This window comes from Pseudomonas sp. AC112 (assembly GCF_979253545.1).
Genome location: NZ_CEEDCM010000001.1, coordinates 3,223,605 through 3,236,211, shown reverse-complemented (window position 1 = coordinate 3,236,211; position 12,607 = coordinate 3,223,605). Strand labels below are relative to the sequence as shown.

Sequence of the window (12,607 nt, the reverse complement as noted above, 5' to 3'; positions counted from 1 at the left end):
TTTTAGTTGATCCCCAGTGATATTTACTACCGACGAACAGACCCGACAGTTGACTGCGTCATCTGTATGACGGACGGGTCTTTATCTCAAGGTTTGAGCAACGGCTCAAGCCTGCTCGCAATGCATCCGGCCTTCGCAAATTTTGGTCGAGCCATGATATTGCCCTATGCGCCCCTCACCCTGGGACGCCCAAAAACAGGAACTCTAGTGGACTGAAGCTCAATCAGGATATTTCTTGGTTTCAAAGCATCTTGACAATGTCAGATTTATTTTTGCATTATCTGACAATGTCAAAACCGGTATTCACTGGGGGCTGCACGAAATGAGCGATGGGCCACATAGAAGCTTGAAGTTGCGAAAGCCATGGAAAGAACTGGCAAAGCGTGCGGACCAAGACACCTACGATGCATCCCAGATCGCAGAGGCAACGACGCACGCAGTTGCCAGCGACTTCAAAATGGAGGTCTCGTGGCATCTGATGGAAGCCTTGAAAGCAGTCTTCACGGGCTGTGATAACTCTCTGGAAATGCCGGAACTTGCGCTGGATCAACTCGAAAATGCGAAAGCCCTAGCAGCAGCCTCCGTTTTTGGAACGAATCTTGTGGAGTGGAGCATCACCCTCATCCATGAAGGCAAATTTGGAATTGAAGCATTCCATGAGGCGGTAGGCCTCGCCGCCAAGGACCGCTGCCACGCAAACATACGGTCGATCGAAGAACACTACCTTCGCGACTCGAATGAGCAAAGAGCAGAGCACGTGAGTAAGAGACTCCAGAATGCCATGTCTACTCTATCGAGCACCCAACTCGGTCTGGATCTTGTGGGCCCAGAGGCCACTCGAATCCTCCCCCCTAGGAAGATGGAAGGTCTTGATGACGGGGTATCGTTGTGATGAACACCTTGCAGCCTAAGGAAATAGCTGTAGATATACTTGAACCTGGCGCCCGCAAAAGAAACGGTGTGGTCCCGTGTTACATCGAGAAGAACATCGAGTTCGACCTCGAGGCTCTCGCATCCTTCTCATCCCATGACAAGTGGGAGCCCGTAACTCATGACGCACTACTTATAGCCGCTGCAGTCGAGTTCTGTGATCGCATCCTTGTCCGTAGCACCATGAGTTGGGGCAGGCGGTTCATCGTGCATGTTCCAGTACACGACGTTGAACGGTGGTCGAGTAACAAGGTAGATCGAGCGCTCGTCAACGCGCTGAACCTCCTGACCGGCGACGACTGGCACTTCAACTATCGATCTCGAAAACAAGCCGCACAGAGACCGCCACAAAGCCAAATAGCTTTTCCTTCCGATGCAGAGGCGGTCATTGCCTTCAGTGATGGAATGGACTCACGTGCGGTCTCTGAGCTTGAGAGCAAACGCCTAGGTAAACGCCTGATTCGACTTCGAATAGGGAGCAAACAACACGACATTTCAAAAAAGGAACGCCAAAGGATTCCATTCACGGCCATCCCATATTCAGTCAAGCTTGATGATGCAAGAAGCGCCGAGAGAAGTGCACGCAGCCGCGGATTCAAATTCAGCATCATATCGGCAGTTGCGGCGTATCTGATTGATGCTCCAATGGCCATCATCCCCGAAAGCGGACAAGGTGCACTTGCACCTGTGCTCCTTCCTGTTGCACATGGGTATGAGGACTATCGAAATCACCCCGTCTTCACCAAGCTGATGGAGCGCTTTATCGAAGCACTTCTTGGTTACCGATTCCAGTACACCTTTCCCAGGCTTTGGATGACGAAAGGCGAGACCCTGCGCGAGTTTGTGGAAACCTGTGGCCCTAACGTGAATTGGATAACGACCAGGTCGTGCTGGCAGCAATCCCGACAGGTAGCCGTTTCAGGCGCAAGAAGACAGTGCGGCATATGCGCCGCGTGTATGCTTCGCCGCCTTAGCGTTCACGCTGCAGGATTGGAGGAGCCACCAACGAACTATGTATGGGAATCCCTAGACAGCCCGACCTGGGAAACAGGCGCAGCAAAAGAATTCACCAGTTTTACTAAAGCCTTGCGACAATACGCTATCGCAGGGGTGCTTCATTTTGAACACCTTTCTTCGATTCGGGAATCTTCGCAGTACGAACTGATCAAACGCCGCAGAACGAGCGAACTGGCTCGAGCTCTGGCCGAGTCGCCACATACCGTGGCGCAGAACCTTGACAGGCTCTTGCAGCAACATGCCAAGGAATGGTCAGCGTTCACGGGCGATATGAGATCAGAGTCGTTCGTGAGGAAGTGGATAGATGGCGCATCATGACCAAACCAAACTTTGAACTGAACCCAGCTGAACTGGGTGAACGACTGAAGGTCGCGCGCGAAACCGCGGCCATGACCCAAGACGCAGCGGCCAAAGCAGTTGGCTTTGCTCGAACCACTCTGGTGGCCATTGAAAAAGGACAGCGCTCTGCAAAGCTTGACGAGATCCAGATGCTTAGCCGCTGTTATGGAGTATCTGCTAACTCTTTGCTACGCCGAGAAGCGGTCCATGTGGACCTTGTTCCTCGCTTCCGCTCACTCCCAGACACTGGTGATGCAGGCATCGACCAAGCTGCTCGGATGCTGAATGATCTCGTCAGGGCAGAAGTAGAACTTGAGAACATTTTAGGTGTTCGGAAAACCTCAAATTATCCGACCGAAAAAAGCATCTTACCTGGCGATGTACGCAAACAAGCAGAGCACGATGCACATAGCCTCCGAAGCTGGCTAGGGCTCGGCGAGAGCCCGATTCAAGATCTGTTTTCACTCATAGAGATGCAACTTGGAATTCGTGTCTATAGCCGGAGACTTGAATCGAAAGTGTCTGGGCTGTTTGCCTATGACGACGCCGTTGGCGCCTGTATGCTAATAAATGCAGTACATCGGAAGGATCGTCAAACTCAGACTGGCGCCCACGAGCTCGGGCACTTTATAGCGACGCGGCGTCAGCCCGAGATCTATCAAGCCGAAAAGTATGAAAACTCGCGTGAAGAGCGTTACGCGAACGCTTTCGGAAGCGCGTTTCTAACGCCAGCCCGTACTGTCATGGAAAAGTTCAAAGAAGTGACCATTGGATCAACTCACCTCACTCGTCGGCACATCATCCTGCTCGCTAGTTTCTTTGGTGTTTCACGCCAGGCGATGGTGTTGAGGCTTGAAGAATTGGACCTGACGAAAAAGGGTACTTGGGATTGGTTCATGGATAATGGCGGTATAACCGACGACCAAGCCCAGCAGGTACTAGGCCCGATAGCTCACGATTCCACGCCTACGGAAGGCGCGCAATCAACGAGGCTTTTTTTATTAGCTATCGATGCGTGGAAGAAAGATTTAATCAGCGAAGGGCAAATGTCGGATTTGCTTAAGCTCGATAGGGCAAAAGTACGCGAGTTGCTTGATGAGGCAGAAGAGGATGAGGTTGATGACCTTTTCAAGCTGTCTCACTGATCGAGATAGCATTCTCGTTCTAGACGCCAGTGTCATCATAAACTTGCTGGCAACTGGCTATGCAGGCGCAATCCTGCAAGCAGTTCCGGCTCCTATTGTCGTCACCGACAATGTAATACGGGAGATTGAGCAAGGAGCAGTAAACGGCCGGCCTGAGCCGAAACAGCTTTCGGAGCTAATCCATAATCAAACTTTAAAGAGAGAAGAGCTTTCTGGCATTGCACTAGAGCACTTCTTTGACTTGGTATCCGGATCCACAGCGGCCTCGCTCGGAGACGGAGAAGCCGCGACACTCGCGCTTGCACATAGCAACGGGTTCACAGCTGTCATTGATGAAAAAAAAGCAACTCAGATTTCCTCCCAACGCTTTGGAACACTGAGACTAATTACAACAGTCGATATTCTTGCTTACGAGCCCGTGCGTATATCAATCGGAGATAAAGCCTTAGCCGATGCAACGCTTCAAGCGCTGAAACACGCCAGAATGCAAGTCCGAGACAGCCAATTCGACTGGATTGAAAAGGTGATCGGATGCGAAAACGTAGGTTTATGCCCAAGCCTTAGGAGGCTTGCAAAGCTTAAGCTGGCAGAGCGCCGCAATGTTAGCCAGTAATGCTGGACCAACTTATACAGCTAGTTTTTAGCTGTATAAGTCTGAGAATTCAGTCACCAGAGGGCCGCACTAGGAGAAACAAATTTCTCTTTGCTCGAGTAGCAGCAACGTGCAGCAAGCATCTTTCAGAAATTTCAGTATCTTCGGTTACCCCTGCATCCTCATCACGGCTTAATTGGTCGGCGTAGGAAGCGGCTCCTCTGTAGGCGGCAACAATCACTACGCTAAACTCAAGCCCTTTGATGCGATGCATGGTGGCCAGGCGAACGCCCGGCTGTGCCGAATCGTCAGAGGTTGAGTTGTCCAGTTTCAAGTGAACAATACCTGCCTGCTGCAGAGCCCGAGCGACATTATCCAGATCGTCATTAGTACGCGCAGTGATGCAAACCTGTCGAGGCTCCATCCCATCGTCCTGCAATTGTTTAAGGATCGCCTTTATATGCGGCATATCTTCGTGTGCGGAAGACGACTCGATGATATCCGGCACATCACCATGCGTCAGAGACCGATAACCGCGCAGAGAGTCCACGTTGCCATCCAAGTCATCGACAGCACATCCTTCGAGTTGAGCGCAGGCCCATTGACGGATTTCGTCGGTGGTTCGGTAATTCACCTTCAGGTTATGGCTACGGCCGCGAACCTCGATGCCCACCCGACTAAGCACGACTTTGTGCCGGTAGATACGCTGGTGGGCATCACCAACAATAAACAGGTCGTTTTCGGCTACCTTTACTGCCGTACGAATTAGCTCAAAGCCCGCGTTGCTGATGTCCTGGGCTTCATCCACCACCATGGAGCGGATACCCAGTGCAGGCTGCTCCTTCCTTAACAATTGAGAGGCCTCACGGAAAGCTTCTTCTGGCTCGCGCAAATTGGCAGCTTGCAGTTGGGCCCGGTATTCGGCAAACACCGGCCAGATAGACTTACGCATCGCACGGCCAAGCTGACCGCCGCGGCCTACTCGACTGGCACGCATATAGTCCTCAACAGTTTCGCAGGCTTGAGGAAGCACCACCCGCTCATATTCGGCACGCATGAACTGCAAGCTGAGATCAACCGATGCGGGCATCGCCGATAAGGCTGCTTGCCAGAAACGGCGACGGTCGCCTTCGTTATACAACAGGTTATGTGGGTAACCAAAACGACGCAGAAGACTGGAAGCCCACTGATCCAGGTTCACCACCTGAATTTTCTCCAGCTCCTGCGGTGTGCACAGCAGAGCCAAATGCTGGCGAATGTCCTCAGCCAGGGTTTTGGTGAAAGTGGTAAACAACACCGGACGACCTGGCAAATCCGAGTATTGTCGTGCAAGTCTTGCAGCGCGATGCATGGCTACAACAGTTTTACCAGTACCTGCGCCACCGGTCACCTTCACAGGGCCACTCCAGTCACGCTCAACCAACTTACGCTGGCTTGGGTGCAGGAAGACCCTCCAATGCTCTAGAGGTGCCGCCAGTAAAGCTTCTAGATCGCTGTCGTCAGTAAGCACCACGAAATGACGGCGTGAGCTATCACGCTCCAGCGCAGCACCGAAGTCTGTAGGGTCGACCGCCGCCGGCGCGGATTGATCACTGATAATCTTGTCGAAAGTCTCGCCGGCAGCAAACAGATACAACGCTTCGTATGCCTCGTCGGGCAATTGCGCTTCCAGCGCCTCAAGTTCGCCTTCATTAGTTACGGCACGCACCGCTTCCAGCCGATCATCGGGTACGCCCAGCCGGCGAATCTCACGATCCTTGAGGGCATCGAACAGCCCCACTGCACGCACCTCGGCCGAGGCGTCAGATGCTTTCGTGTTAGCCACCTCCTGCACTGCATAAACCTGGATGCTGCCAACATCCGGATGGATCGCGACTCGATGGCGACGTGCCCACTGATAGGCATCGTCATGCTGGTCAACCCACAACAGGCAGTAGACGTTGCCCACATCAGGTTTAAGCACGATTCCACGCATATTTTCGTTAATCCGAACCGAGCGCATGTTCGGATCGGCGGCATCATGAATGCGCTCATAATTGATGCCGGTCGCCATTGGGTTCTGACGAAACTTTGCAACGAAGGTCAGTACCGCCTGCTGATGAGAACGTGGAACTACCGAAAACGACTTCAGAAAGTCATCAGACATTGCAATCTTGAGTGCCAGCGTCATGCCAGTGTCTCCATCAAAAGTGTTCTCAGTTCATCAGGCAACTCGCTACCGTCAGCGGTATAAGAATGCCAACCTTGGCCAGCAAAAAGCGCAGCCACTGACCCAGTATCAGACAGTAGTACGGCGGTACGAACATCTGGCCAGGCCAATTCGGCTTCTGCTATTACGCGGCCTTTTTCATCCATCAACTCATAGCCCACTTCTGGGGCGGTTATGCCCAAACCAGCCAGAGCCAAGCTCCAAGACTGTACTTCATGTGCAGCCAAACTCAGCGCTTCCTGCCAGGCTTCAGACAACCCGCCGGATTTTGCTTTGAGCGCAGAACAATCCTGCAGCGCAGATAACCCCGGCATTTCAGCGTTGCCAACCCAAAACTGACTCAGCGGCAACAATAAGTTAAGTGCCTGCCAAAGTTGCTGCCAGCGTAACTGAAGCTCGCTTTCGGGCAGGCCATCTTCTTTCCACTCGCCAACCAAAAGAGGTTCAGTGTCTGCCGAGCCATTACCCGTCATCACTTGCTTCAGATGCTCCGGGCGCATGGCAATAGCCAGCATCCAGGCTTTACCGAGCTGACGCAGGCTCAATCTATGCAGCTGCAGGTCAGGTAGCAGACCCAGCTCATCTAAACGCTGCCAGAAAGCCCCTTCGCGCAGGACTTGAAGTGCAGTAGTGTCCCCCGGCGGCATCAACATTCCCGCAGCCAGGGAGACGGCCAATTTGCCGAGCGCTTGGTGTTGCCCACGGGCTAAACGCTGATGCAGCTGGGTAAAGGACGGCAGCGATTTGAAACTGGAGAGTGTTGCGATGCCCTGCGCCGCACACAGCTTCTGCACTACCTGCTGCGGATCATCATTAAGCAATGTTGGCCAAGGCGATGGTGTAGGTAATACCTGGTTTTGCAAGGCGCATTCGACATCATCCCAGGTCAGCGTCCAGACTGAGAACTTCCCGCTCTTGGCCACCGCCATACGTTTGGCCAGATCGGTAGTAATGATGTCTTTGTGGTACTGCCAACCATCAACAAAGACCGCCACGGGCAGGTCGTCGGCAGCATCGTCCGGCCAGAACACGAAGTCAGGCTTGCACGGAATCAACACACCATCGCTGGCTCCAAGACTGACCTGCAACTCCATCCGCCAGCGACGCGAACCAGCCTGTATCTGATAGCCCGCCTTGCCCTTGAACAACAGCTCGGTCAGCTTGAACTTCTCACCTTCATGCTCACGGCGCAGCGCTTCGACAAACCGCTTCTCCAGCATGCTGTCCAGTAACTGGTTAGCTGGCTGCGCGTCGGCCAGATGGGTAACAGGCTTCAATGCTCCCTTGTATTGCATCACCTCGCCCAACAACTTCTGTGCTGTACGTCGCGAGATAGACTTACGATCATGACTGTTGCGATAGCGGTACACGCAGCGATAACAGCCATCGGTGTCCGCATTCTGGTTGCAAGTACAGCTATTGAGGGCTTGCAGTGCAATGTCGAATACGTCCAACAGCGGTTCGGGCGCGCGCATTAACTCCTTCAGATAGCCGGTGCCACCCGGCACGCTGTCGTAGATCACCAGATAACAACGCGGCGTATCTGAGCCCGCAGCCATACGCATATCTAGGGCAATGCGCAAATGGTCCACCGCCCCCCTAAAACGCCGCGCCAACCCCAATTCCAGAGCCGACACAAAGCTCAGCAAGGCCTCGTTGGTATCGGCAAAACCTACCTCGGGCAAAAACAGACGAATGCCCTCACTAGTGAACTCGCGGTAGAGGAACACGCACTGCTGCGTGCTCGCCTCAGGGTTCTTGCGCTTTGCGCACCAGGACGAATGGTTGCGATACAGCTCCTCCGACTTGCGTTTGCGCTGCAAGGTGCCGCACTCAGGGCAGATGCTAAAACCAGGGCGGCTGAGTTCCTTCCCGCCGATCTCCATCGGTATGCCTTCCGCAGACTGCTCGCCAAAGTTCACCTCGCGAAAAGTCACCCGATCGAGAAACTCGAAGCCGAAGGGAAATGTCTGCTCGTCAATCACAAAAGCCTGACGCACCGCATCAGGGGGGCTATCCACCAAAGCCTGGCGCACATAAAAGCCGCGCTGACGCTCGTCTGAGTCGTCAGCAATACGGCTATCGCGATCCAGCGTGCGGGCAAATACCGTGGTCAATCGCAGCATCTCGTGTACGCGCCCACTGTCGCGCCACAGCGTATCGCCACATCGTGGGCAGTTAGGGTGCTGATCACCTGATGACAGCGGCTCGGTATAGGAGCACTGCCTACAAAAACGCCAGTGTTCCGGTTTGATCTTCGATACGTCAATCTGGTTGATCACCACCCGCCGGCCTTCGGCATAAAAGGTGTTGTTCGGTGCCAACTCAGTGATAGCCGTTGATCCAGGTCGCTCATATTCGAAGGTCAGCGGATCAGGAGCGGATGTTCCAGGCTTTGAATCGCGCACAATAATCGAGCGCAACAGCACGCCTTGCTCCGGGAACGCATAGTTGGGCAACAAGCCCTCATCAGTCAGCACGTTGAGCGTAGCCTTACCCTCAATGCTGCCAATCAAACGCGAAAGTGCAGTTCGATCCTGAAGCAATCGTGCCAACTCCAGATCCTGATCCTCACCACGTACCGTCAACGCCTGCAGCTTATCTATCTCCTTCACTGCGGCCTCACGTTTGCGCTTGATGCTTTCAACATCACCAGCAATGCCCTGCAAACGGTTGACGATCTTGTACGCCAACGGACTGCTATCACCGCTGCTGCCCTGAATGAAATTAGCAAGCCATTGGCACGTACCGTCGCTCAAAGGGCACAACTCCCCCTGATTGAATAAGCGCAGGAACCGGTCAAGTAGCGATGCCTGGTGCTGTTCCACATAGCTCAACCAAGGGTAAGGAAATTTGCTGGTGGTCTGATTATTGATCGCAGTGAACACCCCACGAATTTCCGAAGGGATCTGCGCCGACCGCCCGTTCTCATGCACCCAACAATCTAGAGTGAACGCTGTAAGTTGACGCTCAAGTACCGCCGAAGCGTTAAGAAAAATCCCAGGTGCCTGCACGGGACCTGCAATCATGGTTTTCGGGTCATCCCAGAAATACAGGTCATGCGGCTTGCTGGTCGCCATGCTCATCAGCAACGCATTACCCGTGCTACGCCCTGCCCGTCCTGCTCGCTGAATGTAGTTTGCCTGCTGTGGAGGAACCGAACATTGCAGAACGCTGGACAAGTCGCCGATATCGATACCCATCTCAAGAGTGGGTGTCGCGGAGAGCACATTAATGCCCCCGGGGCGATCACTGTTGGATTTAAAGTTGCGCTCTACCGCCTCGCGCGTTTCGCGCGGCAGTAAACCAGTATGCTCGTGTGCCACTACCCGCCGAATGTCCGCATTCAGGTAGAGCTTGCGATAAAAATCACCGGGTACATCTAGTGCGTGCAACTCGCCCCGGCAATCAACGCGGCGACACGCTTGCTCAGAAAAATCATCCTCTGGGCCAGAGAGTGTTGTGCTATGGCAGCTGGCACACCGCCACACCTTGCCCCCCAAAATAATGTGGAAAGCAGAGGGCTCCAGCCCCCATACACGGATATCCGGCTTCTCGGTGGCCTCCTCAAAACCTGCTAAGCCAACGCTTTCCAATGCCTCAAGAGCAAGCCGATAAAGGGGGGCAATCAAGGCATCCGTGCCCAGCGCCAGTTCATGCAAAGCAGGCAATGCCTTGAAAGCCCAGTCGCTAAACAAACGGGCATGGCTCTTAGTAACACTGACGCAGCGACCAAACTCTGCCAGTGTCAAAAACCTCGGAGGCCGAGGGCTGGTTAGAAGCTTAAACTGGCTTGGATTCTTCTTATACCCCCAAGGGCTGCTACCCATTCGCGCATAAAACCCTAGCTCCTGATCACGCCAAGCCCCGATGCGCTGCATGTTTTCCAGTAGCCCGCGCAGTAAAACAACAACTTCGTCCAGCTGCGCGGCGGCTAACGGTTCAAGCGTGTCACGTAGACGTGGCAACAGCCATTGAGCGGCTTCGTCTAACTTGCCTGCAAGTGGCACTACGCAAGCAGTTCCCGTCGCTACCAGAGTACGACCAATATGAGCATCCTGGCCAAATTCTGCATTGAGCACCCAAGGCAACACCCTCGCCAACTCGCCAGGTAGGTTGCTGCTTTCAGGCAGCGCCCCCTCTTCCATCAGAGTCTCGTAATCACGTAGCCACTGCATTTGCGGCGGCAGGAAGTTAGCAATGTAATGACCATCACCTAGCGCCGTGCGCCAACGTTGCGCGAATGCTGTTGGCAAATTTTCCAATGTCACAGGTCGTCCAGCTGCATAGGCATCAGCAATTACCTGCGCCAACGCCGGGCGTAAGTTCATTCGCCAGGTTCGTGCGGCAAGGAACCCTGCACGATGCGCCGCATCCTGTACCGAGTCAGAGAAAGCAATCAGCTTCTTGTCCGGATTGAAGCGCGTTGCAAACAACTGTCCCACCATCACCGCCGCCAGACTGGCCGCTTGCGAACCAACAATCGTCAGCGTTTTATAACCGGCACAGAAAGGACAATCATGGTGCGACTTGGTGTACTTCGCGCCATTGCGCGTACCTTCACGCAGGTTGCTGGCAATATCTACAGCCAGCAAAGGCTGATCCTCACAGTGTGAGCATTCGGTTTGCGATGCCTGATGCAAGGAGCCGCAGACAGGGCATACCTGCTTGCGCTCAAACACCGCGGGGTTTGTCCCCGCACTGGAAGGAAAGATAAAACGGGTACTCACATCCTCGGCGAAGAAGGCGCTGTAAAACGCCTGCAAATCATGGGTGAGTTGATTGGGGCTGATCTTTTGCTGCGTAGAACCCCAGCCGGTGGCGTGGCACTCGCGACAATGGATCACCGGCAGATGCAGCCGGTCCATATCGGCTTTACGCAAGTCATCATGATGCCGAAGCTGCGGCTCAGCATCCAGCACAGCCACCATGCGGCGCAGCTCACGTAGCCAGATTTCTACCTTCACCTGCAAAAAGAACTTCTGGTGAGAGTCCTGCCGTGCATGTGCCACCAGCGACAGCAAACTCGAAAGCCACAGCAGTGCAAAGCGCTCATCATCACAGCAAGGCAAGCGACGCTTAAGCAACACCAACAAATCATCCAGCAGGACAGACTTTGGCCCAAGACGCTCCAAATCACGCAAAAGATTCTGGAAGGCGAAGTGGCTCTTCAGGTCCTTACCCAAGCCACAGCGCCAAGCAAAATCCTCTGCCTGCGTGACCGAGCAAGGCTCACCGAACCACAAGGGTGCTTGGGCCGCAAGGTAGGCATGCAGGTCGTCATAGTTCTCGGGGGCCAAGGTATCCAGATCACTGGGCTGCGGGCATTGAGTGAACTCAACCAGAGCTTCAGCGAGATAATCCCCAACCGACTCGCGATCCTCGGCGATAACCGCACGGTCATCCAACACTTCACCAAACACATCACCGGCAAAGGCCAGCAAATCGCTAACGCCATCATCGCCCAAGGTTGCCGAAGTACCGACGCACACCAACTGGCCCGGTGGCGCATTCAGCCGCCCCTTGAGGCGGCGAATCAGACAAGCCAGATCGGTACCCTGTGCACCATCAAAGGTATGCAGCTCATCCACCACCATATAACGCAGCGTGTCCGGTCGCTGATGCGCCCACAAAGGGGCATCAGCTGCACGCAGCAGCAGAAAGTCCAACATCTTGTAGTTGGTCAGCAAAATATCCGGCGGATTTTCACGCAGGGCATTGCGGTCGGTAATCACCGAATAACTGCCGTCGCTCAATTGGGCGACCGTTTGCGACTCGACGGCCGGTGCATCGCCCACATACAAGCCTGCACGAATCCCATTAAGGCCAGCAGCCTTAACTATTTCCTTGGACACGCGCCCAGATTGGTCGCTGGCCAATGCATTCATGGGATAGAGGATGATCGCCTTGATGCCACGCCGCCCCTCGGCACGCGCCACGCGACAATGCTCAAGGATCGGATATAGAAAGCACTCGGTCTTACCCGACCCCGTACCCGTTGCCACCAACGTGGATTGAGCCTCTGAACCCGCAAGCCGCGCAAAAGCCTTGGCTTGGTGTGCGTGGGGCACAAAGCTGGCGGGTAACCAAGGGAAAGCCGGTAGACCGTCATTCAGCTGCTTGCGAAATGGCAGTGGCAACGTCAGATACGGCCCTTTGAAGATATTGCTGCGCTCAGCCAAAAAGCGCTCCAGCAAGCCCTCAAAACCAGAAGTAGTGGACGGGAATGCTGTACGCAGAAAATCTGCGACGCCCTGAGTGACCTGCTGAGAAACGATAAGTGGCTGCATATTTTTTACTCGGCAAAATCAACTTCAGTGAGGGGCCATTTTTTCACTGAGAACCTGGCAAACTCGACGCTGCGGCAGCTGGAAC

At 54.2% G+C, this 12,607-nt stretch carries 6 protein-coding genes; 4 read left to right on the top strand and 2 right to left on the bottom strand.

The window, feature by feature from the left end:
• Positions 1 to 235 precede the first annotated feature (235 nt).
• Genes AC0IYN_RS14940 through AC0IYN_RS14925 form a run of 4 tightly spaced genes read left to right on the top strand, consistent with a single transcriptional unit; the run spans position 236 to position 4,044 of the window.
• Positions 236 to 892, top strand: a complete 657-nt coding sequence (locus AC0IYN_RS14940) for a hypothetical protein (protein WP_471842048.1) — start codon at positions 236 to 238, stop codon at positions 890 to 892.
• The gene (locus AC0IYN_RS14935; RefSeq protein ID WP_471842045.1) at positions 892 to 2,265 is read left to right on the top strand and encodes a 7-cyano-7-deazaguanine synthase; all 1,374 of its coding nucleotides are present in this window, start codon (positions 892 to 894) and stop codon (positions 2,263 to 2,265) included. The genes AC0IYN_RS14940 and AC0IYN_RS14935 overlap by 1 nt, the downstream gene beginning before the upstream one ends.
• Complete coding sequence (locus AC0IYN_RS14930; RefSeq protein ID WP_218482295.1) at positions 2,262 to 3,431, top strand: XRE family transcriptional regulator; 1,170 nt, start codon at positions 2,262 to 2,264, stop codon at positions 3,429 to 3,431. Before AC0IYN_RS14935 ends, AC0IYN_RS14930 begins: the two co-directional genes overlap by 4 nt.
• The gene (locus tag AC0IYN_RS14925) at positions 3,406 to 4,044 is read left to right on the top strand and encodes a PIN domain-containing protein (protein WP_397449922.1); all 639 of its coding nucleotides are present in this window, start codon (positions 3,406 to 3,408) and stop codon (positions 4,042 to 4,044) included. Before AC0IYN_RS14930 ends, AC0IYN_RS14925 begins: the two co-directional genes overlap by 26 nt.
• Before the next feature lie 49 nt (positions 4,045 to 4,093).
• Here AC0IYN_RS14925 and AC0IYN_RS14920 read toward each other — a convergent pair whose 3' ends face one another.
• Positions 4,094 to 6,193, bottom strand: a complete 2,100-nt coding sequence (locus AC0IYN_RS14920; RefSeq protein ID WP_471842039.1) for a UvrD-helicase domain-containing protein — start codon at positions 6,191 to 6,193, stop codon at positions 4,094 to 4,096.
• The gene (locus AC0IYN_RS14915; protein ID WP_471842036.1) at positions 6,190 to 12,522 is read right to left on the bottom strand and encodes a DEAD/DEAH box helicase; all 6,333 of its coding nucleotides are present in this window, start codon (positions 12,520 to 12,522) and stop codon (positions 6,190 to 6,192) included. The genes AC0IYN_RS14920 and AC0IYN_RS14915 overlap by 4 nt, the downstream gene beginning before the upstream one ends.
• Positions 12,523 to 12,607: the final 85 nt, after the last annotated feature.

Bases quoted from the DNA above. Each gene is read 5' to 3' on its own strand.
- AC0IYN_RS14915 (WP_471842036.1), bottom strand. From the start codon at position 12,522: ATGCAGCCACTTATCGTTTCTCAGCAGGTCACTCAGGGCGTCGCAGAT.
- AC0IYN_RS14920 (WP_471842039.1), bottom strand. From the start codon at position 6,193: ATGACGCTGGCACTCAAGATTGCAATGTCTGATGACTTTCTGAAGTCG.
- AC0IYN_RS14935 (WP_471842045.1), top strand. From the start codon at position 892: ATGAACACCTTGCAGCCTAAGGAAATAGCTGTAGATATACTTGAACCT.
- AC0IYN_RS14925 (WP_397449922.1), top strand. From the start codon at position 3,406: ATGACCTTTTCAAGCTGTCTCACTGATCGAGATAGCATTCTCGTTCTA.
- AC0IYN_RS14930 (WP_218482295.1), top strand. From the start codon at position 2,262: ATGACCAAACCAAACTTTGAACTGAACCCAGCTGAACTGGGTGAACGA.